Source organism: Pseudomonas sp. P7759 (assembly GCF_013386445.1).
Classification (GTDB): domain Bacteria; phylum Pseudomonadota; class Gammaproteobacteria; order Pseudomonadales; family Pseudomonadaceae; genus Aquipseudomonas; species Aquipseudomonas azotoformans_A.
In genome coordinates this window covers 590096-614017 of record NZ_JACART010000006.1, presented here as the reverse complement: position 1 = coordinate 614017, position 23922 = coordinate 590096, and the positions used below count along the sequence as shown (strand labels likewise).

The following is a 23922-nucleotide window of genomic DNA, read 5'->3' as shown; positions in this document are numbered from 1 at the left end:
CTGCACCACCAGCCGCCCCGCCGCCGCCACTTGCCGCACGAATTGCTGAGGCGTCGAGTGCTTGGCGATCAGCGAGGCCAGGTGGCCGTTGTCGGTGACGATGCCCGTCGGGGTAACGCCGTAGAGCTGGCTCTCCAAGGTGCTGCCGGAAAAGCTGTACTTGAGCCGCGCGCCGTCGCGGGTACTCAAGTAAAGTACGCGCAGCGGGTGAGTCGGCCGGCGCGACTCGGCAATGGCCGACGCCAACTCTCCCGTCGAAATGAAGCTTTCGTACAACCAGTGTTGCTCGATCTTCAAGCCCAGCGGGGGGCGAGGCGCATGGCAGACGCCGAAGGGCACGTAGCCCGTCGGCAGGCCATTGAACAGATGCTGCCGGGATAATACCGGCAGGCCTGGGCGCAGGGCCACGGGGCGGGTTACTACGTAGGCGTCGGCCTTGAGTGACTTGAGGATGAACGACAATCCCCCCCCGCTTGCTGCTTGCTGGTCTTGACCATAGGTGGCAGCCGAATCGGCATGCTCGAATACCCAGCTGTAGGTCGGTGGCACCGGCGCTGCAGGGGTAAACGAGCGGTAGGCGGACCACATGCTCGGGATCTTGCCCAGCGAACCACCCCAGGCAGGGCTGCTTTGCAGCACATGCAACTCGCCCAGGCGTACCAGTTTGCGGACCATTTCAACCACGCTGCCATCAAAGCCATCCAGCTGCGGCTTGAAGCTTTGCACACGCAGGGCCTCTCTCAGGAACCCGCTGAAATCGCGCTCCAGTTGAGTGTCGCTGCGCACGTATTTGATCAGCGATTCAAATGGACTTGAGTAATACAAGGCGGGAACTTTGACGCCAGCGGTCAGGAAGCTCGCGGTGAACTCATAATTGGGCGTACTCAAGTAGAGCTTGGCTTCATCCTCCAGCGACAGCTTTTTGCCCTGCTGCACCTCATCGTCCGTCCGCCCCCCCAAACCCTGTTTGGCGGTCTCGAGGATATTCGGCATCAGCACCACAAGCCCGGCATAACGATACCCGGTCGGCAGGAACAGCTCGGTGACAATCTTGCCGTCAAAGGTGAGACCCAATTGGCGGCTCAGCGCGGACTCACCGATGGCGGCCGTCGACACGAAGAGGTCATCGTCACGTTGCAGAACGTAGCCGAGCTGCAGCGCTTCCCGCGCATGCGGGCGCTCATGCAGGTAGCGCGCAGCATCGTCGGCCGTGATAAAGGCCGGGCTCATGGTTTTTTGCAGTTGCTCAAAGGAGGCCTGGGCCAGCACGCCTTCCGACGGCGGGTCTGTCGGCCGCTGAAACGTCACAATCTCGCCAATCCCCAGCATGCTCTGGGCAAACTTCACCAAGGGCAGCGTCTCCTCCCTCAATTGATTTTCGATAGCCACGCCATCAACGTCGAGGTAGCGGGTTTCTGCGTCCGTGCCGGAATACTGGTAGGCCCAGAGCCGACCGTCCCAACCACGCAGGACCAGGCGCATTTTAGGTTCGCGGCTGTACAGCGTGGGGGCCGCCCTCACTTGCCCGTCCACGGCGGCCAACAGTGTCGGGGTGAAGAATGACGGACGCAGCCACGTCCCGGCGGTGCCCAGCCGACAGTAGACGGCACTGATACGGAAACCGGACGGTAGCCTCACACCGCCATCCGCGCGCGTCGGGAACAGGTGCGACGGGGCAGTCAACTCGCTGCGCTCCCAGGCCTGGGTGGGCACGATGTATTCATCTTTGCCGAGGGCCTTGAGCTGGTAGCCAAACATCGGCTCCGGACCTTCTGGCAAAAGATGCCCCAGGCCAGGGGTGGATGCGATTTTCGAAAACAGTGGCTGCATCCCCGCATCGCTCAACGGGGTGCCCAGTTTCCAGCTCCCGGTAACGCGCCCACGCTCACCGCCCCAGGCGCTGGTGGCCACGACGACCGTCAATTCACCCGCGTCGGCCAGCAGCGCAATGAAATCGTCGAAGGCGTGCAACTTCTTGTAGTTATCCAACGTTATACGCTTGCGAAGCTCACGCTCCTTGGGCGAATCGCTGGTCACATATTTGAGCAGCCCGCCATCAGGCCCAGACAAGTAATGGGCAGCCACGACCGAGCCTAAATCGATGATGAATCGCGCGTCGTGGTAAGAAAAAAACCCTCTGAGAATGCTGCGTTGCGCCTCCGTCAGCGAGATGTTTTTAAACTTCTCGTTGTCGTCAGGATGTGAGTGATAAAACGCGTAGGGGGCATAGCCGGGCGGCAGCAACATCTTGCCCTTATCGTCCAGGGCAATCACGTCAGACGGGGTGAACTCATTCGCGCCGCCGCGCAGCGGCGTCGAAGCATAAAAGCGCCCAGCTTTGCGAAGGATCGCGCCGCCGTATTCTGCATCGCGCCTGTCGATGCGCTGGTGCGCCCAGAACGCGGCGTCATCGGCATTGACGAAAGGCCCTTCGAGGGCCAATTTTGCTTCCAGCGCAAGCGCGGGTGGGTCGGATGGGTACTGGTCATCCTCATTCATCATGGGCTCCATTCAGGACAGTGGTTAAGGTTCCACCATCCTCGGTCGGCCACTGCCCGAACGTGCGCTACATAATGTTCAGCAGGCACCACAACAGCACATCGGTGTGCACGCGCCCGCCCAGCAAGCGCCACAATGGTGCGCGCCATGCCCCTCGCCGCACCTCTGCGCCCCTTGCCTGCCAGGCTTTTACGACTTCGGCACAGCCTTTGCTATCTCCTCTTTATCAGCCATCCAAAAAAAATCGGTCACGGAGATTGCACCATGAAGCGTCGCAGCTTGATCAAGGCTTTCACTCTCTCGGCATCCATTGCCGCCATGGGCATGACCTGGACGATCCAGGCCGCCGAGACCATCAAGGTCGGCATCCTGCATTCGCTGTCCGGCACCATGGCCATCTCCGAAACCTCGCTTAAAGACATGGCGCTGATGACCATCGACGAGATCAACGCCAAGGGCGGGGTGAACGGCAAGATGCTCGAACCGGTGGTCGTCGACCCGGCGTCGAACTGGCCGCTGTTCGCCGAAAAGGGCCGGCAGTTGCTGACCCAGGACAAGGTGGCCGTGGTGTTCGGCTGCTGGACTTCGGTGTCGCGCAAATCCGTGTTGCCGGTGTTTGAAGAACTCAACGGCCTGCTGTTCTACCCGGTGCAATACGAAGGCGAAGAGATGTCGCCGAACGTGTTCTATACCGGTGCGGCGCCGAACCAGCAAGCCATCCCCGCCGTGGAATACCTGATGAGCGAAGAAGGCGGCGCGGCCAAGCGCTTCTTCCTGCTGGGCACCGACTACGTGTACCCACGCACCACCAATAAGATCCTGCGCTCGTTCCTGCATTCCAAAGGCGTCGCGGATAAAGATATCGAAGAGGTCTACACCCCGTTCGGCCATGCCGATTACCAGACCATCGTGGCCAACATCAAGAAGTTCTCCGCCGGCGGCAAGACCGCTGTGATCTCCACCGTGAACGGCGACTCCAACGTGCCGTTCTACAAGGAACTGGCCAACCAGGGTTTGAAGGCCACCGACGTACCGGTGGTGGCGTTCTCCGTGGGTGAGGAAGAACTGCGCGGCATCGACACCAAGCCGCTGGTGGGCAACCTCGCCGCCTGGAACTACTTCCAGTCGGTGGAGAACCCAGTGAACAAGAAGTTCGTCGCCGACTGGAAAGCCTACGCCAAGAAACACAACCTGCCGGGCGCCGACAAAGCCGTGACCAACGACCCGATGGAAGCCACCTACGTGGGCATCCATATGTGGGCGCAGGCGGCGGAGAAGGCCAAGTCCACCGACGTCGACAAAGTGCGTGAAGCGCTGGGCGGGCAGACGTTTGCCGCGCCGTCGGGCTTCACCCTGACCATGGACAAGACCAACCACCACCTGCACAAGCCGGTGATGATCGGCGAGATCCAGGCGGATGGACAGTTCTCGGTGGTATGGCAGACCCAGGAACCGATCCGCGCCCAGCCGTGGAGCCCATACATTCCGGGCAATGACAAGAAGCCGGATTACGCCGTGAAAAGTAACTAAGCCCGACTCGGTCTAAAAAATGTGGGAGCGGGCTTGCTCGCGAATGCGGTAGATCAGTGACAGATACATCGACTGACACACCGCATTCGCGAGCAAGCCCGCTCCCACACTGTCCGCGCACGATCAGGACACTTGTATGCCTACTGCCTTTTACCGCTTCATCCTCGCCATCCTGCTGTTGCTGCCTTTCGCCGCACACGCCAGCGACGCCGAAGACTTCCTGGCCGCCAACCCGGCCCAACAAGCCAAGCTCCTGCAAGACTGGGCCGCCCAGCCCGATCCGGCACGCATCGAGTTGGTGGATGCCCTGCAACAAGGCCAACTCACGCTCAACGGTGAAACCAAGACCGTGCGCCTGAACAATCGGCTGCGCGGGCTGATCGACAACGTCCAAGCCAGCCAGCAACTGCTCGCCGCCGACCCCAAGGTGCGCCTCGCAGCCGCACAAACCCTGCAAAAAAGCGCGCAACCCGCGCAGCTGAAATTCCTTGATCAGCAAGTCGCCAGCGAGACCAACGAGGACGTGCATACCGCCCTCAGCCTGGCCCTGGCCAACCTGCAACTGGTCGACCCTGACCCGGTCGTGCGCCTCGCCGCCGTGCGTTTGCTCGGCAACACCGGCGACCCGCTGGCGCGCACACGCCTGGAAGCCTTGCTCGCCCCCGGCGTAGAAACCGATGCCGCCGTGCACACCGCCGCCGAAACCAGCCTGGCCCAGGTCAAGCGCAAACTGATGTTCGGCGAGATCCTCGGCCAGGCCTTCAGCGGCATGTCCCTGGGTTCGATCCTGCTGCTCGCAGCCCTCGGTTTGGCGATCACCTTCGGCCTGCTCGGCGTGATCAACATGGCCCACGGCGAAATGCTGATGCTCGGCGCCTACTCCACCTATGTGGTGCAAATGCTGATGCAGCGTTATGTGCCGCAAGCCATCGAGTTCTACCCGCTGATCGCGCTGCCGGTGGCGTTTTTTGTCACCGCCGCCATCGGTATGGCGCTGGAGCGCACGGTGATTCGTCACCTGTATGGCCGGCCACTGGAAACCCTGCTCGCCACTTGGGGCATCAGCCTGATGTTGATCCAACTGGTGCGCCTGGTGTTTGGTGCGCAAAACGTCGAAGTGTCCAACCCCGCGTGGCTGTCCGGCGGCATTCAAGTGCTGCCCAACCTGGTGCTGCCGTACAACCGCATCGTCATCATCGGCTTCGCGCTGTGTGTGGTGGTGCTGACCTGGCTGCTGCTGAACAAGACGCGCCTGGGCCTCAACGTGCGCGCCGTGACCCAGAACCGCAACATGGCAGCGTGCTGCGGCGTGCCCACCGGGCGGGTGGACATGCTCGCGTTTGGCCTGGGTTCAGGCATCGCAGGCCTGGGTGGCGTGGCGCTGAGCCAGATCGGCAACGTCGGCCCGGACCTGGGCCAGAGCTACATCATCGATTCCTTCCTGGTGGTGGTCCTTGGCGGTGTTGGCCAGTTGGCCGGTAGCGTCATGGCCGCCTTCGGGCTGGGCATCGCCAACAAGATCCTCGAACCCCAGATCGGCGCCGTGCTCGGCAAGATCCTGATCCTCGCGCTGATCATTCTGTTTATCCAGAAACGCCCGCAAGGACTCTTCGCACTGAAAGGACGGGTGATCGACTGATGAACCAGCCATTGATGCTTACCGCCACGCAGAAAGTCGGGCCCAAGGTGACGATTGCCGTGGGTGCGGTGATCCTGATCCTGCTGCTGGCGCTGCCGTTGCTGTCGCTGCTGCCCGCCGACAGCGCCTTTCATATCTCGGCCTACACCCTGACGCTGGTGGGCAAGATCCTCTGCTACGCCATCGTCGCCCTCGCCCTGGATTTGGTCTGGGGCTATGCGGGGATGTTGTCCCTCGGCCACGGCTTGTTCTTCGCCCTCGGTGGGTATGCGATGGGCATGTACCTGATGCGCCAGGCGTCCGGCGATGAGCTGCCGGCGTTCATGACCTTTTTGTCGTGGACCGAATTGCCGTGGTACTGGGTCGGCACCGAGCACTTCCTCTGGGCCATGTGCCTGGTGGTGCTGGCGCCGGGTTTGCTGGCGCTGGTGTTCGGTTTTTTTGCCTTCCGCTCGCGGATCAAGGGCGTGTATTTCTCGATCATGACCCAGGCCCTGACCTTCGCCGGGATGCTGTTGTTCTTCAGGAACGAGACCGGCTTTGGCGGCAATAACGGCTTCACTAATTTCCGTAGCATCCTCGGTTTCGGCATTACCGAACCGGGCACGCGGGCGGTGCTTTTTGTAGCGACGGTGCTGTTGCTGGTGGTCAGCTTGTTTATCGGCTGGCGCTTGGCAAAGAGCAAGTTCGGCCGGGTGCTGACCGCACTGCGTGACGCCGAGAACCGCCTGATGTTCTGCGGCTACGATCCGCGCGGTTTCAAACTGTTCGTGTGGGTACTGAGCGCAGTGCTGTGCGGGTTGGCAGGAGCGTTGTATGTGCCGCAGGTGGGCATCATCAACCCCAGCGAAATGTCACCGACCAACTCCATCGAAGCTGCCGTATGGGTCGCTCTGGGCGGGCGCGGCACGCTGATCGGCCCGCTGCTGGGCGCTGGCGTGGTCAATGGCATGAAGAGCTGGTTCACCGTGGCGTTCCCGGAATACTGGCTGTTCTTCCTCGGGGCGCTGTTCATCATCGTCACCCTGTACCTGCCCAAGGGCGTTATCGGCCTGCTGAAGAAATGAGGAACGTCATGCTTGAACCTATTTTCGATGCGGGCGCCGGCCGCGATGCCATCGGTATTGGCCAGGCGGCCGGCAAAGGTCTCAACACCCGCCACGGCACCATCCTGAGCCTGGAAGACATCAGCGTGAGCTTCGATGGCTTCAAGGCGCTCAACAACCTGAATCTCTACATCGGCGTCGGCGAACTGCGCTGCATCATCGGCCCCAACGGCGCGGGCAAGACCACGCTGATGGACGTGATCACCGGCAAGACCCGGCCCAGCCACGGCACCGCCTGGTTTGGCGAAAACCTCGACCTCACCCGCCTGAGCGAAGTGCAGATCGCCCAGGCCGGCATCGGCCGCAAGTTCCAGAAGCCCACGGTGTTCGAAGCCCTCAGCGTGTTCGAAAACCTCGAACTGGCGCAGAAGACCGACAAATCCGTGTGGGCCAGCCTGCGCGCACGCTTGAGTGGCGAGCAGAAAGACCGTATCGATGAAGTGCTCGACACCATCCGCCTGACCGCTTCGGCCCAGCGCCAGGCGGGGTTGCTGTCCCACGGCCAGAAGCAATTCCTGGAAATCGGCATGTTGCTGATGCAGGACCCGCAACTGTTGCTGCTGGATGAACCGGTGGCGGGCATGACCGATGCCGAAACCGAATTCACCGCCGAACTGTTCAAGCGCCTGGCGGGCAAGCACTCGTTGATGGTGGTGGAACACGACATGGGCTTTGTCGGTTCGATTGCCGACCACGTCACCGTATTGCACCAAGGCAGTGTGCTGGCCGAAGGGTCGCTGGAACAGGTGCAGGAAAACGAGCGCGTGATCGAAGTGTACCTGGGCCGCTAAAGCGCTTTATGCGGACACTGGCTTTTGTGGTGAGCGGGCTTGCCCCGCGCAGGGCAAGCCTGCTCACCACAAAAGCCAGGCACCTGCCCGATTTCAGGAGGTTTTGAGAATGCTGCAAGTCGACAAGTTGCACCAGTACTACGGCGGTAGCCACATCCTGCGCGGACTGTCGTTTGACGTGAAGATCGGCGAAGTGACCTGCCTGCTCGGCCGTAACGGCGTGGGCAAGACCACCCTGCTCAAGTGCCTGATGGGCTTGCTGCCGGCCAAAGAAGGCGCGGTGAATTGGGAAGGCCGCGCCATCACCGGGTTCAAGCCGCACCAACGCGTGCACGCGGGTATCGCCTACGTGCCACAGGGCCGAGAAATTTTCGGGCGGCTGACGGTGGAAGAAAACCTCTTGATGGGGCTCTCGCGCTTCCCCGGTTCGCAGGCCAAGGAAGTCCCGGCATTCATCTACGAACTGTTCCCCGTGTTGCTGCAGATGAAACATCGGCGTGGCGGCGATTTGTCCGGCGGCCAGCAGCAACAGCTCGCCATCGGCCGCGCGTTGGCCAGCCGCCCGCGCTTGCTGATCCTCGACGAACCCACCGAAGGCATTCAACCCTCGGTGATCAAGGAGATCGGCGCGGTGATCAAGAAACTGGCGGAGCGCGGCGATATGGCGATCCTGCTGGTGGAGCAGTTCTACGACTTTGCCGCCGAGTTGGCCGACCAATACCTGGTGATGTCCCGTGGTGAAATCGTGCAGCAGGGCCGAGGTGAAAATATGGAAAGTGAGGGTGTGCGCGGCCTGGTAACCATCTAATCTGTAGCCTCCTAACGATAAGCTCTTTGCCATGAACCTGCCCGTTACTCCTGCCCTGTTCACCCCCAGCTGGCACGCCGAGCTGGAACTCGGCTACGCGCGTTTCGGCGACACCACGCGGCCGGTGATGCGCCGCCACCTCGGCCCGTTGCGCGTGCAAAAACACCTGTACGCCGAAGGCCCCGAGGTGTGCCAGCACATCATCGTGCACCCGCCCGGTGGCATTGCCGGTGGTGATCGCCTGGACATCAGCGCCCATGTCGGTGCAGGCGCCTGGGCCCAGTTGACCAGCCCTGGCGCAGCCAAATGGTATCGCGCCAAGGGCCCTGCGTTCCAGCAGTTGGACCTCACCGTGGAAGCCGGCGCTACGCTGGAATGGCTGCCCCAGGAAACCATCGTGTTCAGCGCCGCCCAGGCCGAACTCACCACGCGCATCGAACTGCAAGGCGATGCGCGCTTGTTCTACTGGGATGTGGTCGCCCTCGGCCGCCCGGCCAGCGGCGAGCGTTTTGAGCTTGGCCACTTTCAATCACACCTCGATATCCGCCGCGACGGTCAGTTGCTCTGGCATGAACGCCAGCGCATTGTCGGCGCCGACGGTTTGCTCGATTCGCCCATCGGGCTGGACGGGCAACCCGTGTTTGCCACGTTGCTGCTGACGGCCGATATCGACCCTGAATTACTCGACACCTGCCGCGCCCTGCCCCACGCAGTGCGCGGTGACCTGACCCAATTGCCGGGCCTGCTGGTCGCCCGCTGCCTGGCCAGCGAAGCGCTGCATGCCCGCGCCTGGCTGATCGATTTATGGCGCCTGTTACGCCCCGCCGTGCTGGGCCGTGAAGCCGTCCCCCCCCGAATCTGGAGTACCTGAACCATGGACCTGACCCCACGGGAAAAAGACAAACTGCTGATCTTCACCGCAGGCTTGGTGGCCGAGCGCCGTCTCGCGCGCGGCGTGAAGCTCAACTACCCGGAAACCATCGCCTACATCTCCGCCGCCCTGATGGAAGGCGCCCGCGATGGCCGCACCGTGGCTGACCTGATGCACTTTGGCACCACCCTGCTCAGCCGCGAACAAGTGATGGAAGGCATCCCGGAAATGATCCCGGATATCCAGGTGGAAGCCACTTTCCCCGACGGCACCAAGCTGGTCACCGTGCACCAGCCGATTGCGTGAGGCCTGATGATGATTCGTGACGCAACCCAAAATGATCTGCCGGCGATCCGCGATATCTACAACGACGCGGTCCTCAACACCACGGCGATCTGGAACGAACAACCGGTGGACCTGGGCAACCGCCAGGCCTGGTTCAGTGCGCGGCATGCCCAGGGTTACCCGATCCTGGTCTCGGTGGAAAACGCTGAAGTCACCGGTTATGCCTCTTTCGGTGACTGGCGGCCGTTCGAAGGTTTCCGCTACAGCGTCGAGCATTCGGTGTATGTGCGCAGCGACCAACGCGGCAAGGGCCTCGGTCCGTTGCTGATGGCGGCGCTGATCGAACGTGCACGCGCGTGCGGCAAACACGTGATGGTCGCCGCCATCGAGAGCGGCAACCAGGCTTCGATTCGCCTGCATGAGCGCCAGGGCTTCATCACCACCGGGCAGATGCCCCAAGTGGGCATCAAGTTCGGCCGCTGGCTGGACCTGACCTTCATGCAACTGGCCTTGAACCCGGGCGCCGAACCGCCCAAGGAGTGACGTCGATGAACGCCGCGCAACTGCGTCGAGTCAATGCGGAAAGTTTTGCCCACTATCGCCTGGGCTTGATCGAGCTTTTGCTGGACGCGGTCAGGCATGGCGCGTCCGTCGGCTTCATGGCCGACTTCGACGAGGCCCAGGCCCGCGAGTATCTGCGCAGCGTGCAGGCGAGCATCGAAGACACCAGCCTGTTGCTGTGGGTGGTGGTGCGTGATGAACAGGTGATTGCCAGCGTGCAATTGGCGCTGTGCCAGAAAGCCAACGGCCTCAACCGCGCCGAGGTGCAAAAGCTGTTGGTGCACAGCAGCGCGCGCCGCCATGGCCTCGGCCAGCAATTGATGAGCACCCTGGAACTCGCCGCGCGCCAGCACAAGCGCGGCCTGTTGTACCTGGACACCGAGGCCGGCTCCCCCGCCGAAGCCTTCTACCAGTCGCTGCGCTACACCAAGATCGGTGAACTGCCCGACTACTGCCAAAGCCCGGACGGGCGCTACAGCCCGACCGCCATCTACTTCAAGACCCTGGGGCAACCTGCATGATTCCTGGTGAATATCAGATCCAGCCTGGCGATATCGAACTCAACGTTGGCCGCCGCACGATCAGCCTGAGCGTGGCCAACAGTGGCGACCGGCCGATCCAGGTGGGTTCGCATTATCATTTTTTCGAGACCAATGACGCGCTGACGTTTGATCGTGCGGCAAGTCGCGGCATGCGGTTGAACATTCCGGCGGGGACGGCGGTGCGGTTTGAGCCAGGGCAGAGTCGGGAGGTGGAGTTGGTGGATTTGAGTGGCGGGCGCCGAGTGTTCGGTTTTGCCGCACGCATCATGGGCAATCTGGAATAACTTGAGGACATACACATGAAAATTTCCAGACAAGCCTACGCCGACATGTACGGCCCCACCGTCGGTGACAAGGTCCGCCTGGCCGACACCGAGTTGTTTGTCGAAGTCGAACAGGACTTCACCGTCTATGGCGAAGAAGTCAAATTCGGCGGCGGTAAAGTGATCCGCGATGGCCAGGGCCAAAGCCAGTTGCTCGCCCATGAAGTGGTCGACACGTTGATCACCAACGCGCTGATCATCGACCACTGGGGCATCGTCAAGGCCGACGTCGGCCTGAAGAACGGCCGCATCCACGCCATCGGCAAGGCCGGCAACCCGGACATCCAACCCGGCGTGACCATGGCCATCGGCGCCAGCACCGAAGTGATTGCCGGTGAAGGCATGATCCTCACCGCCGGCGGCATCGACAGCCACGTGCATTTCATCTGCCCGCAGCAGATCGAAGAAGCGCTGACCAGCGGCGTCACCACCATGATCGGCGGCGGCACCGGCCCGGCTACCGGCACCAATGCCACCACCTGCACCTCCGGCCCATGGCACCTGGCGCGCATGCTCCAGGCCAGCGATTCGTTCCCGATGAACATCGGTTTTACCGGCAAGGGCAACGCCAGTTTGCCGGAGCCGTTGATCGAACAGGTCAAGGCCGGCGCCATCGGTTTGAAGCTGCATGAAGACTGGGGCACCACCCCAGCGAGCATCGACAACTGCCTGAGCGTCGCCGATGAATACGACGTGCAGGTGGCAATCCACAGCGACACCCTCAACGAGTCGGGTTTCGTCGAAACCACCCTCGCTGCCCTCAAGGGCCGTACCATCCACACTTACCACACCGAAGGTGCCGGTGGCGGCCACGCGCCAGACATCATCAAGGCCTGCGGCTTCGCCAACGTGTTGCCCAGTTCCACCAACCCGACGCGGCCATTCACGCGCAACACCATCGACGAACACCTCGACATGCTGATGGTCTGCCATCACCTGGACCCGAGCATTGCCGAAGACGTCGCCTTCGCCGAAAGCCGCATCCGCCGCGAGACCATCGCCGCCGAAGACATCCTGCACGACCTCGGCGCGTTCTCGATGATCAGCTCCGACAGCCAGGCCATGGGCCGCGTGGGCGAGGTGATCACACGCACCTGGCAGACCGCCGACAAGATGAAAAAACAGCGCGGCGCGCTGCCCGGCGATGGCCCGGGCAACGACAACTTCCGCGCCAAACGCTACATCGCCAAATACACCATCAACCCGGCGATCACCCACGGCGTCAGCCACATCGTCGGTTCCATTGAGGTGGGCAAGTGGGCCGACCTGGTGTTGTGGCGCCCGGCGTTCTTCGGCATCAAGCCGACCCTGATCCTCAAGGGTGGCGCGATTGCCTCAAGCCTCATGGGCGACGCCAACGCCTCGATCCCCACCCCGCAGCCAGTGCATTACCGCCCGATGTTCGCCAGCTTCGGCAGCTCGCTGCACGCCACCAGCCTGACCTTTATCAGCCAGGCGGCGCAGGCGGCGGGCTTGCCCGAAGCCCTGGGCTTGAAGAAGCAGATCGCGGTGGTCAAGGGCTGCCGCGACGTGCAGAAAACCGACTTGATCCACAACGATTACCTGCCGGATATCGAGGTTGACCCGCAGACGTATCAGGTCAAGGCAGACGGGGTGCTGCTGTGGTGCGAGCCGGCCGACGTGCTGCCGATGGCACAGCGTTACTTCCTGTTCTGACTGACCCATTCTGGAGCCCAGGGCTCCAGGGCTTTTTGCGGGAACCTGGCAAATTGCTGGCCGGTCACGGTACTCAACACGTTTTTGTGTGCCGTGGCCAGGCTGGCCATTTCCAAGTCGTATTGCGTGTTATCCATGACGATCCCTTCACGAATCTGTTCTGCCGACTTGCCGAGCAGCTGGCCGGCCTGGCTGATCGTATTGCGCAAGGCCTGCTTTTGTTCTTCGCCCAGGTGTCCATTGGCGCTCCATTCCCGTTGCGCCATTTGCAAGTCGGTCAATGCGTTGATTTTTCTTTCCGCCAACTCGAAGAGTTCACCAAAAGACGCGCGTGCATAATCGGCCCAGAATGGCTGATCGTTGATCCGACTTGCCAACTGATCCCCCTGCTCCACCGCGGCAATGCGCGTATAGGCAATCTCCAACTCCTGCACCCCGACATCCCGCTCCGGGAACTTCATACTTTTCGACTGCCAAGGCAACGCCAGTGGTTCCGCCAACTGAGTGGCATAGGCCAAGTGGATCTCCACTACGTCGAGGCTCTCACGCAAGTTACCCGCAGCGTCATACTGCTGGATCAAATGGCCGCTCTCATCGTAGAGCGGAAAGACTCGCCCCTGCGCAACCAGCTCATCAACCCGGCTACTGGCGGCTTTACCCAACTCATCCAGGCGCGAGCGTCCAATCGCCAATTCGAGAAGAGCCTGTGTGCGCAACGCCTCCTCAGGCATCGCCAGCGCTTCGTGCTGCAAGACCTCGACGCCCATCGCGTTGAACAACTGCGCGCCTGCGTCCACGCACGTCGTAGGTGCCTGCGCCATCCGAAACAGGCGTTTGCGAAGGTGCGTATCCGCTGCCATCGCCTCCAGCATGCGCCAGACTTTGGCCGTCAGCAGCACGTTGTACTCCGGGGTTTCGGTATCTGATGAGGTGGCTAACTTACGCAACTCATCGAAGAACGGTTCGGCCCCACGCGCCTCTTCAACCGCATCCCAGACAGGCTGCTTGGCCAGCCATTGCGCGTTCGTCAGGCCCGCCATCCAGACGGCGCTGTCCTGGGTACCGCGTGGTGGAAAATTGCGCTCGGGGTCAAGCCCCACGGACGCGATATACGACCTGAGCGTCGCCTGTACTTGCGGCGATAGCTGCTCACGGCTGACGATGGTTCTGGCGAGGACTTGCGCGTCCGCAGACCCCAATTCGACATCAGGAATCTCAGTGATCGGGTTATAGGCCAAATCCAGTATGAACCCCCGTGGTCTTGGCCATACCAGGGTGCCAACGGGCCACTGTGTCAGTTCGCAGTGCGCCAGAAGCAGCATCTTCAATTGGCCCATGCGACTGATATCAGGAGGCAGGCCCAACGGGTTGCCTTCAAGGGAAAGCACGTTCAAGCGGGTCATGCCACTCAGCGTGGCAACCGCGCCGGTAGTCAGGACTATTTCGTTGTCATCCAGGGCCAGATGCTCCAAACGTGGCATCTGTTCCAGCACCGGTGGTAACCGCGCAAGGCTGTTGCCCGAGAGGTCCAGGGCACGCAGCCGACGGAATGTCGCCAGAAACGCAGTGCCTTGTTCCGTCAGCCCGATATCAGGCAGTGACACACCAGTGACATGATCAAAGTTGCCCGGCAGCGGCGGCAAGGTTTCCAGCGCGGCGCCCATTCGTGGCTCGCGCAGAACCAACGCTTGCCCACGATAGACATTGCGCAGATCAACGTCCCAAGTCGGACTGCCGTTTTGCCATGCACTGATGATGGATTTAGCGACCCTGCGCCGCACACTTAATACCCGTCGGCCAGGGCTGTTTTCCCACATCCAATGCGTCAGCACGGTTTTAACGTCTGAGTATTCTTCTTCTAAATCCCTCAGCCACTCAGGGTTGTCAAGATTGCGACCGCGCAGAAACGCACTCATATGCCCGTCAGTCATGGCCGGATACAGCGCACGCACCCGGCCCTTGATCCTCTGCTCTTGCGTAAACAGGCCTTGGCCACTCAAGGGTAGCCGATGCGACCATCAACCAACCGGGAAGGCAGCTTGAACAAGGGTTGGGTGCGTGGCTGCATCTTCAGCACGGCGCGCAATGAGTCACGGGGCAAGGCATGGGCAATGATCGTCTGTTTCAACTGCTCGCCCTGCGCGACATGTGTGAACCCGAGTGCCTGGCGGTGACGATCCGGCAAGGCATGTTGCAGGGAAGCGTAGAGGTCATCGGCGCCATGCAAATGCTCATCGCGGGCGTTGCGCGCCTCATAACGACCGTCACCGACCCGCACCAGCACTTTGCGATCCGTCGCGTCATCGGCGCCAAAGCTGGCGCGTAGCTCGCCACCGTGTTCACCTTCACGCACTTCCAGGCGCAGGTCGTCGGTCCAGCCCGGCAAGTTCTTGAGGGTGTTAAGCACCAGTGCTTCGGTGTCCTGCTCAGCCATGGCATCGAGGTACAGGCCTTCGTAGGCCAGGCTCAGCCGAACGTCTTGCTGCAGTACGCGCGCGCGCTGGGCAAGGTCCAACGGAATGCGCCCGGTACTGTCCAGCGCCGCCCGCTCCTGGGGCGTCGCTTCAGCCAGCATCTCGCGCACCATCAAGTTGGGCAGGCGTTTGAAATCGCGTTGTATCAAGGTCACCGCCGCGTCTGTCATCGGCTGCTGCTCGGTGTACAGGCTGCGCATCAAGCGTGCTCGGACCAACACCGCGCGTTCCTGCATTTTTTTCTGAAGCGCGGTGATGCGCTCGGCGGTCACACGCGACGTATAGCGCCCGACCAGTGCGTCCATCTGCGTTTCGGTCAGAAAGCCGACGATACGTTCCGGCAGTTTTCCCGTCATGAGCTCGGTCCTGCGGACCTGCAACGTGTCCACGAGCGCCGCGTTCACATCGCCATACTTGACCGACGCCCCGCTCAATTCCGTTCCGGCAAACGCCTCTATCGCCTTGCCCGCTGGCCAGCCGGGCAGTTCGACCGCCAGCGCTGCGGCGTAACTGCACAAGGCGTCCGACAACGCACCCGCGCCGATGCCCTGGGCGACCTGCATTGCACTGTCATAGGCACGGAACTGACGAATCGTATCCAAGAGAATCGCCGGTACGGGCTCGCTCTCCACGTGCAAGCGACGCAGGACGTCCTCGTCGACACCGCTGACGTGGCGGATCTGCTCCAGCACGGCATCACTGAAACCGTCGACCACCGGGCCAAGCCTGCGCATCAGTCGCGCGCCCTCCCAACTCAGCGGGCGCTCCAACTCGTGGTGCCAGGCACCGGTGCCGTTATGTGCAAGCGCCGGCTCATAGGCATCGGCGCGTGAAGGATGCTCGATCACATAGCGGTCGTGTACGGGCTCATGGCGCACTTTGAAGCGCTTGTCCTCCAGTGCGATAACAGACGCCCCGTTGATCTGGTGCACGCCGTGCTCGTTGGGAAGCGCGCCCTCCGGAATCGCACGCGCATATTCGTAGGGGGCAAGGTCGGGCTTCCAAAGGCGTGTCTTGCCGCTGGGTAGCTTGACCGCCTTGAGACCTTCAATAAACGGCGACACCGTGAAGTGAAACGCGGCGCCGCCGACCGCCAGCATGGCCAGGTTCTCCACGACGTCGGTAATGTGCGCCCAACCGGCCTCTCGGTCGCCCTCGCCGAGTTCAATGGCGCCCTCAAGGACTTCATACAGCAACTGGCCCGCCATCACCACGGCCATCACCGCCCCCAACGGCGGTATGACCATTGCCAGCAGGTTGACCCCAAACAGGCCCATATTCAGGTAATGCTGCACACGCCTGGCGCTGGCAGCCTCATCGGCATCCGCAGTCGAGATGGCCTGAGCCCGGGCGTTGTCGAGCATCCGCTTGCGCAGGCTTTCAAAGCGTTGCGGCCACAGGTCAACCGCCACCCACAGCCCCTTGATGGAATCCATATTGATATTAAAGTTGGGGTCTGTAACGCCGACGCGAACCTTGGGTTGTGGCTCCGTCTTCACCTGCGTCAACGGTGACAACACCGGTGCCACCAACGTTGTCGCCAAGCGACCCCACTCTGAGCGTAACCACTGCGAGCCGAAAGGCTGGGGCGGGGCATCCACCACCAGTTCGGTCAGCCGGCGGAAATAATACGGGCGGTCCTTGTAGGCGACGAACTGGCTGAAGAACTGTTGGAAATCGGTTATCGGCGTCGCCTCGGTGCGCTCGGCATCCCGCTGCGGTCCGGCCTGCAGACGCGCGGTCAACGCCCTGCTGAATTCGTCGAACGAGGCATAGCGCTTGATCGGGTGTTCAGGGTCATCTGGAATGTAAACGATGAACCAATCCGAGTAACGGTGCTCGACGCAGGGCTCAATCACCAGGCAACCCTGCAAATGCAGGTTCATCAGGCAGGGCGTGCGATACCAGATCTGTTTGTCGCCGAGCATGATCTTCTGCTCACCGGCCAGCACACGCAGCAACAACGCGTAATCGCTCTCGGTGATATCGCCCTTGAGTTGCGCCATCAGGGCCGCCGCCGCAAACGCATCTTGTTGATGGCGAATGTATTGCTCGCGCAACACGCCCTCGGACACGACGTCGGCGGGGTGCACTGCGCTCTTGAGATAGGCCTGGTACTTCGCGCCCAGGTCCAGCTCGCGGCATAGTTTGACGAACGCGTCGATACCAAGCGTCGTGGCATGGCGCTCGAAGTGACCGCGAGCATCTGGCTCGGTAATAAAGCCTGAGGCACTGTTGAAATAACCCGGCTTGGCTTCCTGGGCTTCGAAGTTGTGCAAGGCCGCTTGCAGCAACGAAAAGGTCCTGACCTTGAAACCGCCGGTTCGCACACCGAAGGCGTCCTCTGTCGGGCTGTAAAGGCGCAGCCACGTGAGGTTGACGTCCAGGTCGTGGCCATTGTCCTTGAGTGCCGCCTCCAGCAATGGCTGCGCGAAGGCGTTCACCGACTGGATTTTTTGCAGGGTTTTCTCAAGGAGGTTGAGTGACTCGCAGCGTGCCTGCAGGAGTGTGTTGAGCTGGTCCTTGTGTGCCTGGGACGCTTTGTCATACCAGCCAGGCACGTGTGGGGCAGCCTGTTTGAGCGCCTGGCGCCGCTTGGCCGATGATTGCACCAGGCAGGCCGGGATGGCCTGGCGGATAAAGGCATAGTGTTGCCCCTGCTCACCGGGCAAGGCCGGCGGCAGGGTTGAAGTGAGGGAGGTTGCGGGCATCGGATGGCACCTTTTCGAGAGAGGTTTTCATCCTAATGACCGCGAATGGGGCACCCGGCCTAACTATTTAGGCGATGTGGAAGGCACCTCCCATTCGGTACGGCTCAGGCTTTCGATCAACCCTTCCTCCGCGGCCGCCAGGCGTATTTTCAGGTCATTGGACTGGGCCAGAAAGTCACCCTCGGACACCTCACCCGCCGCGTTGCTGTCAGTCAACTTCGCCAGTTCCTCATAATAAGGCTCGCTCAACTCCTCGAACTGCGGCCGGTATTTACTCACTACAAAGTCCTTCCAGAAGTCTCGGGTCAACAGGGCTGAGAACTCTTGGGGCGAGCCGTCAAGCTTGCGGATACGGTCAAGGGTATCGGCCAGCTGTTTCTGGGAGACCTTGCCCATGCCGATGAAGGTCACTTTGTCGGGTTGCCCCGGTAAATCCAGCTTGTCGGGGCCCTTGAGGCTGTAACGATAGGCCAGGCGCACCTCGACTTCTTCCAATCCTGCGATCTTCTGGTTTTTCTCTAATCCGGTCAGGGAAGTGTCGCTGTTGATCTGCGCAGTACGCTGCTCAATATCCTGCAACGCAGTTTTTTCCACCTCATCCAGGCGAAACAGACCACGGGCCAGTTTCAACAGCGCTGGCCCCTGGTTGACGTCCGTCGCCGACGCCTTCGCCCGGTAGACCATGCTCATGATTTCGACGTTACTGAACGACAACGCTGCGCGATCACAGCAAGTCCCGCGCCCGGCCCAGGTGAACATCTCGTCGCGCAAGGCCTCGGACTCGACACTGTGCTCGTTGATGCTGTCGAGCACGCTCCACACGCGCCGCTGCAAGTCGGCATGTCCTTCAGCGGGCGCTTGCATATCGTTGAGCATGGTAAAAAAACCATCGCCATTGGGCTGCTCGCGCAAGCTCGACCACTGTGTTTGCCGGGCGGCCATCTGCTCTGTCGAAAACCCCTGGCTCCAGCGCGTGAAATCGGCACCCGTGGTGCCGCGCGAGCCTGCCCCGGCAGCGGGTCGATAAACGGTCGTCAGAATGCCGACATTCGGATCGCCCCCCAGGCCTGCTTGCTCGACCCGTGTGCGATAGCCCGTGATGCGTTGCAACGTGGCTTCAGTCAATGGGTTGTTGCCCAGAAAAATCCGGCAACGCAGTGGCAGCGCCCCCTCCAAAGACGCCTCCGGGGGTGGGATAACGGAGTCAGGCAGGTTCGTCAATTGGTTACTGTCCAGCAAGACGGCATCCAGCAATGACTGGTGACCCAGCCCAGTGGGCCATTGATCGATGCCGGTGTAGCCTAGGTTCAACGAACGCATATCCGTGATCTGGCTGAAGTCCAGGTTAACGCCCAGCGGGTTATTGTTGAGCGACAACGCCCGAAGGGACGTGCGCTCAGACACAATACGCGCGGTATCGGCCGTCAGGCGAATCTGGTTGTGATTCAAATACAGCCGGGTCAAACCCTGCATCTGACCCAGCGCCGGCGGCAGTTCGTGCAGCTGGTTATGGGACATGTCCAGCCAGCGCAGGCCGCGAAAACGGCTGAGGAATTCTTCGGGAGAGGCGCTCAGGTGCATGTTCTTGAGCACGAGCGAGCCGACATGGCTGAAATCCGCATCCAGGGCCGGCAGGCTTTGCAAATGCAGATTACTGAGGTCGAGTTCCTGTCCGATCGGCGTACCGTCTCGTGCCTCTCTTTCAGGCGCCAGCTTGCGCCAGCACTCGAGGATCCGACTTTTGGCCGTGAATCGGTCACCCCCGCTCCCGCCAACCAGCAACGTGTCGCGCATGCGCACATAACGTTGACGTCCACCGCCGCCGCCTGTGGACGCCCACGCATCGAGTTGCTGGTTGAGCCGTTGCAACTCCACTTTCAGCCGGGTCAATTCGGCCGGCGCACCGTCCCCCAGGCTGAGCCAATACTCCCTGGCACGGCCTAGGGTGTATCGAGGAAATACGCTTTGAACATCCTGGATATCGAGGGATTCGACCGCGAACGTATTACTGTCCCGCAGGTGCATTAATTCCGGATGGCTTTGGGACACGCGTTGCCAATAGCCATCCAACTCCAACCAGGTTTCAGCGATGAAAGCGTTGGAACGCAGATCAATCGTGTGATTGAGCCGGATGATTTTTTCGAAGTGCTCAGGTGCCGGGTGAAGGTGCTCGGCGGGGATACGTCGCAGCGCATTATGGCTGAGGTTGAGTGTTGCCAGGTTCTCCTGCTCAAGCAGGCCCGTAGGCCACTGTTCAAGGCCGGTGTAACTCAAGTCGACTTTTTTAAGCCTTGGCATGCGGCTCAAATCCGGCGGGCGTTGCAAGGGGTTACCCATCAGGTTCAACTCCTCCAGCCGGCTCAGATTGCCCAGTTGCTCGACACTGGCCGGGGTCAGGCTGATGCGGTTCCCGCTGAGCGTCAAGTGGGTCAGATTATCCATTTCACCCAGCCCTTCGGGCAGTTCCGTCAACGCCGCGCTCTGAATTTTCAGCTGTTTGAGCTGTTTGAAATGGCTGAGGAAGTTCTGTGCCCCGGTGGTCCAGGAGACATTGAACAGCTCCAGCGATTCGACATGGTTGAAGTCAGCTGTCAGCTCGGGAAGGTTCATGCGCGTGCCTGGCGCGATGTTCAATGTGCGTGTCTGTCGCCGCCAACAGGCAACAATGGCATCGGAATAAGCCTTGCGCGTCCCGCCCCGACGATCAAAGAGGGTGGCCGTGGAGCGGGGTTGCTCGTTGACCCAAGCCGCCAAATCCTGTTCGAGCTTTTTGTATTCTTTCTCCAGTCGCTTGAGTGCCCCCGTCACATCGGTTCCCTGGGCCGCGAGAAAATCACCAATCTGGGCCTCGGAGAACGTCGGAAAGAGCTTTTTCGTCCGTGCTGCGGGTGTGGTAAAGGCCCTGGTGACGACTTGCCGAATGCTGAAAGCGCCGCCCAGCAAGCGCATCGAAGGATCATATTCAGGCTTTTGCAGCGGGTGCTCCAGCAGCACTGTGCGCATGGGTCCGCGTGGCAGCGGCGAGCGCCGGATCAGCACCTGTAGTTGCGCCGCGTCTGCGGCCCCCAGGGCTTGACGCTCTTCGACGGACAATTGCTGCCACAGCGCTGAGTAGATATCGCCCGGCGGCGCCCCCTCGAATTGGCCGTCTTCTCTGAGCACCAAGTGTTTTTGAATCGCGGCATCGGGTGAGCCGATGGCATCCTGCACCTTGCCTGCGGACGAATACTCACGTAACTCGACGCGGGTTCCCCGCCGCCAGCCGGGCAAGGTTTCCAGGGTACGCAGCGCCAGGATATGGCTGTCCGGGTTGGCCAACGCATCGACATGCAAACCTTCATAAGCACGCGACACGCGTATTTCCTGGGTGTGCCATTGGGCTTGCGCCCTGACGTTATCCGGTAGACGTGCCCTCAAGCGAAAGGCCTGCCGTTGCTCCTCGGTGAGGTTGCGCAACACCTGCTCGGCCATCGCGTTGGGCAAGTCCGGGTAAGTCGACCGCAACCGGTGCACATCCGGATCGTTACCGAGGTCCTGCTGGCGGTAGCGTTCTTCCACCAACGTGTTCCGGTGAGCCTCGGCATACTCGCCCAGGTCCTGGCGCAACAGCCTGGCGCGCTCGGGCAAAGGATCGCTCGCCAGCCCCGGGAACTCGCTCAATGCCGGATCCACGCCTTGCAGCGTGTGCAGTACCTCCTGCAGCAGTTCGCCGCGACTCCTGGCTCGCGCGCTCAACACCATCACGCGGGGCCGTATCGATGACGGCCCACTGGCCTCCCACAGCAGATGGTTATCCGCGTCGAGCACCCGCAACCGGGTATCCCCGAACATGCCCCGGCGTTGCAGCAGATCCATCTGCAGCGCCACGTCGGCCTTGGCGTAGCTGCCAGCGTCCGCCGCCTTGATCCGCGAGATAAACGCGCTGACATCCTCCGCGCAGCGCAAACGTTGCAGCGTATCGGCGAGCACCAAAGGTATCGGGTTGTTATCCAGGGCCTCGGCGCGCAACTTATCGAGTTCGACATCGCTGGCCTCCAGCGCCGCTTGCACACGCTCAGTGCTCATGCCTTTGGCCGGCAACCCCAAGCGACTGATCAAGGTCGATGTATCCCAGTTCAACGGGCTTTCAGCCTCGTGCTGCCAGGCACCTTCCAGGTTATGGGTCAGGCGCGGGGCATAGGCTTGCGGGCGCGTCGGGTGCTGGATCCGGTACTCGTCATTCAGCGGGTCATGGCGCAGCCGAAAGTGATCACCGTCCAGGGGCAATACGGTTTGCCCGTCATGGGTATACAGCCCCAACTCATTGGGGCGGGCATCGGCGGGCAGGGTGATGGGCGCCTTGTAGGGGGCCAGGTCAGGGCGCCAGAGTTTTTCATCACCATTGTCGAGGGTTACGGGCTGAAGATCCTCGATCAAGGGCTCAGGCTTGGCCGCTGCCAGCTTGGAAAAACCTTTGCCGACCCCCGCCATCACCGCGATCAGTGCCAGGTTTTCCGCCACATCCACCAAGTGCGCCTTGGCGGCGTGGCGGTCGCCCTCCGCCCACTCGATGGAACCCTCCAGGGTTTCGTACAGCAGTTGGCCGGCCATCACCGCCATCATCACCTCGCCCAGGACCGGCACGAACATGGACACCACGTTCAACGCCAGCAGGCCGATGCCCAGTAACTTGGCGATTTTTTCCGAGCGTACCCGCGCATCCACATCGGCGGTGGGCACCGCGTGGCTGCGGGCGTCCGCCAGCAGTTTGTCGCGATGCTGTTCGAAGAGGTAGTCCCACAGGTCCAGGTTGTCGTCCCACCACACGGTACCTTTCTGATTGATCGCGCCGACATTGAGATACGGGTCCGACTTAAGCCGTCTGATGGGCTCCGGATTGGGTGGTACTTCGGCTGTTGTGAACAGCAAAGAAAAGGGATCAATGCCCTTGAGGAAATGCGTCATGAACGGCGAGTACACCTTCAGACCGGTGATGGTCCCGGGTGCCGGCGTAAAATCGGTGAGTTCGCCGAAATACGCGGGCAAGTCGCCGTACCTGACGAATTGGCTGAAAAACCGCTGGTAAGCCGTCGGGCTGCCATCATCGGGGGCTGAGGTATCGCGCGTGGTGAAACGTGTCTTGAAGATCGCCTGCATCTGCTCCCAGGTGACACGTTTCAATGGGTGATGCGGGTCGTGGGGGATGTAAAGGATCAGGTCATTGGTGTAGCGGCGGATCTCGCAGATCACAAAGGCAACGCAGCCGGTCATGCGTTTTTTCGTCAGGCTGAGGTCGCGGAACCACACCTGTCGTGTGCCCATCCACGGATGGTTTTCACCATTGATCACCGAGACAATCATCTGGTAGTCGTCCGGCCCAATATCCTGTGTCAGCAGCGCCTGCTCCGCCGCCGCCGCCAGGTCGGCCTTGCGCGCAGCGCTGAATTTTTGCCGCAACGCCTGCTCGGCCACGGGGTCCTTGGGACGCATGAAATCGTTGAGATAGCGTTGATACTGCGCGCCAATATCCAGCGAGCGGCACAGCCCGGTGAATTGCGCAACGGTCAGCGAAGTACTGACCGCTTCGAATTTCTGCGCCTCGGTTGTCTCGATCACAAACCCGGACGAGGCATCAAACGCCCCCTCTTCGCATTCCGATGCTTCAAAGTTGTGCAGCGCCGCCTGCAACAACGGCAAGCGCATCACTTCGAATGTGCTGTAGGTGGCTTGGGGCTGCAGGTATTCGACCCGCGTGCGCAACTGCAGGATGGTTTTGTTTACATCCAACTGCACCTTGAACGTGTCCTGCAGCGCCTTGACCAGCAAGGGTTGGGCGAAGGTGTCGATGTCTTGCAGGGCGGCGAATGCCTTGTCGAGGGCGGTTTGGGTGGTGAGGCTGGTGGTGTATTTATCATTCAGCGCTTTTTGCTGTTCAGGCGAGGCGCGCAAGTACCAGTCCGGTGGCGCTGTGGGCGTCGTTTTGAGCTGCTCACGACGTGATGAAGTAGCGTCGACCAGCCAAGCAGGGCTGGAGCGTTCGAGGTATTCGCGGTGGATACTTTGGGTCGCCGCCGGCGGGGTGCCAGAAGAGAGGTCGGCCATGATGTTGCTCCCGTTATAAAGAGC

15 protein-coding genes are annotated in these 23922 nt (G+C 61.3%); 11 read left to right on the top strand and 4 right to left on the bottom strand.

What is annotated here, in order from left to right:
* Positions 1-2499, bottom strand: a 2499-nt coding sequence (locus HX823_RS08680; RefSeq protein ID WP_177074647.1) for a DUF4329 domain-containing protein, incomplete at its 3' end; no start/stop codon positions are given.
* Between the two features lie 264 nt (positions 2500-2763).
* Here HX823_RS08680 and urtA point away from each other — a divergent pair.
* The 11 genes from urtA to ureC all read left to right on the top strand — a co-directional run bounded on the left by urtA (position 2764) and on the right by ureC (position 12632).
* Positions 2764-4029, top strand: a complete 1266-nt coding sequence (urtA, locus tag HX823_RS08675) for an urea ABC transporter substrate-binding protein (protein WP_038842928.1) — start codon at positions 2764-2766, stop codon at positions 4027-4029.
* 136 nt (positions 4030-4165) lie between these two features.
* Positions 4166-5668: an urea ABC transporter permease subunit UrtB gene (gene urtB, locus HX823_RS08670; protein WP_177074646.1), complete on the top strand. Its 1503-nt coding sequence runs from the start codon at positions 4166-4168 to the stop codon at positions 5666-5668.
* Positions 5668-6735, top strand: coding sequence for an urea ABC transporter permease subunit UrtC (urtC, locus tag HX823_RS08665; RefSeq protein WP_033897369.1), 1068 nt, complete (start codon positions 5668-5670; stop codon positions 6733-6735). Before urtB ends, urtC begins: the two co-directional genes overlap by 1 nt.
* Complete coding sequence (urtD, locus tag HX823_RS08660; RefSeq protein ID WP_177074645.1) at positions 6732-7565, top strand: urea ABC transporter ATP-binding protein UrtD; 834 nt, start codon at positions 6732-6734, stop codon at positions 7563-7565. Before urtC ends, urtD begins: the two co-directional genes overlap by 4 nt.
* A gap of 109 nt (positions 7566-7674) precedes the next feature.
* Positions 7675-8373: an urea ABC transporter ATP-binding subunit UrtE gene (gene urtE, locus HX823_RS08655; protein WP_177074644.1), complete on the top strand. Its 699-nt coding sequence runs from the start codon at positions 7675-7677 to the stop codon at positions 8371-8373.
* A 31-nt stretch (positions 8374-8404) separates the two neighbouring features.
* Positions 8405-9244: an urease accessory protein UreD gene (locus HX823_RS08650; protein WP_033897372.1), complete on the top strand. Its 840-nt coding sequence runs from the start codon at positions 8405-8407 to the stop codon at positions 9242-9244.
* Positions 9245-9247: 3 nt separating this feature from the next.
* Positions 9248-9550 (top strand): urease subunit gamma, encoded by a 303-nt coding sequence (locus HX823_RS08645; protein ID WP_010213535.1) that lies wholly within the window; start codon positions 9248-9250, stop codon positions 9548-9550.
* Between the two features lie 9 nt (positions 9551-9559).
* Complete coding sequence (locus HX823_RS08640; protein WP_033897408.1) at positions 9560-10072, top strand: GNAT family N-acetyltransferase; 513 nt, start codon at positions 9560-9562, stop codon at positions 10070-10072.
* Between the two features lie 5 nt (positions 10073-10077).
* Complete coding sequence (locus HX823_RS08635; RefSeq protein ID WP_016976964.1) at positions 10078-10611, top strand: GNAT family N-acetyltransferase; 534 nt, start codon at positions 10078-10080, stop codon at positions 10609-10611.
* Positions 10608-10916, top strand: coding sequence for an urease subunit beta (locus HX823_RS08630; protein WP_038851206.1), 309 nt, complete (start codon positions 10608-10610; stop codon positions 10914-10916). Before HX823_RS08635 ends, HX823_RS08630 begins: the two co-directional genes overlap by 4 nt.
* Positions 10917-10931: 15 nt before the next feature.
* Positions 10932-12632 carry an urease subunit alpha gene (gene ureC, locus HX823_RS08625; protein ID WP_177074642.1) on the top strand — a complete coding sequence of 567 codons (1701 nt, stop codon included), beginning with the start codon at positions 10932-10934 and terminating at the stop codon, positions 12630-12632.
* Here the strand turns inward: ureC and HX823_RS08620 are convergent.
* The 3 genes from HX823_RS08620 to HX823_RS08610 all read right to left on the bottom strand — a co-directional run bounded on the left by HX823_RS08620 (position 12617) and on the right by HX823_RS08610 (position 23898).
* Complete coding sequence (locus HX823_RS08620; RefSeq protein ID WP_177074641.1) at positions 12617-14548, bottom strand: NEL-type E3 ubiquitin ligase domain-containing protein; 1932 nt, start codon at positions 14546-14548, stop codon at positions 12617-12619. The two genes, ureC and HX823_RS08620, sit on opposite strands and share 16 nt — an antisense overlap.
* A gap of 80 nt (positions 14549-14628) precedes the next feature.
* Positions 14629-17817, bottom strand: a complete 3189-nt coding sequence (locus HX823_RS08615; protein ID WP_177074640.1) for a dermonecrotic toxin domain-containing protein — start codon at positions 17815-17817, stop codon at positions 14629-14631.
* Between the two features lie 63 nt (positions 17818-17880).
* On the bottom strand, positions 17881-23898 hold the full coding sequence (locus HX823_RS08610) for an NEL-type E3 ubiquitin ligase domain-containing protein (protein WP_177074639.1): 6018 nt from the start codon (positions 23896-23898) through the stop codon (positions 17881-17883).
* Positions 23899-23922: the final 24 nt, after the last annotated feature.

Coding starts and splice junctions, on each gene's coding strand:
- urtA (WP_038842928.1), top strand. CDS start 2,764: ATGAAGCGTCGCAGCTTGATCAAGGCTTTCACTCTCTCGGCATCCATT.
- urtB (WP_177074646.1), top strand. CDS start 4,166: ATGCCTACTGCCTTTTACCGCTTCATCCTCGCCATCCTGCTGTTGCTG.
- urtC (WP_033897369.1), top strand. CDS start 5,668: ATGAACCAGCCATTGATGCTTACCGCCACGCAGAAAGTCGGGCCCAAG.
- urtD (WP_177074645.1), top strand. CDS start 6,732: ATGAGGAACGTCATGCTTGAACCTATTTTCGATGCGGGCGCCGGCCGC.
- urtE (WP_177074644.1), top strand. CDS start 7,675: ATGCTGCAAGTCGACAAGTTGCACCAGTACTACGGCGGTAGCCACATC.
- HX823_RS08650 (WP_033897372.1), top strand. CDS start 8,405: ATGAACCTGCCCGTTACTCCTGCCCTGTTCACCCCCAGCTGGCACGCC.
- HX823_RS08645 (WP_010213535.1), top strand. CDS start 9,248: ATGGACCTGACCCCACGGGAAAAAGACAAACTGCTGATCTTCACCGCA.
- HX823_RS08640 (WP_033897408.1), top strand. CDS start 9,560: ATGATTCGTGACGCAACCCAAAATGATCTGCCGGCGATCCGCGATATC.
- HX823_RS08635 (WP_016976964.1), top strand. CDS start 10,078: ATGAACGCCGCGCAACTGCGTCGAGTCAATGCGGAAAGTTTTGCCCAC.
- HX823_RS08630 (WP_038851206.1), top strand. CDS start 10,608: ATGATTCCTGGTGAATATCAGATCCAGCCTGGCGATATCGAACTCAAC.
- ureC (WP_177074642.1), top strand. CDS start 10,932: ATGAAAATTTCCAGACAAGCCTACGCCGACATGTACGGCCCCACCGTC.
- HX823_RS08620 (WP_177074641.1), bottom strand. CDS start 14,548: ATGAGTGCGTTTCTGCGCGGTCGCAATCTTGACAACCCTGAGTGGCTG.
- HX823_RS08615 (WP_177074640.1), bottom strand. CDS start 17,817: ATGCCCGCAACCTCCCTCACTTCAACCCTGCCGCCGGCCTTGCCCGGT.
- HX823_RS08610 (WP_177074639.1), bottom strand. CDS start 23,898: ATGGCCGACCTCTCTTCTGGCACCCCGCCGGCGGCGACCCAAAGTATC.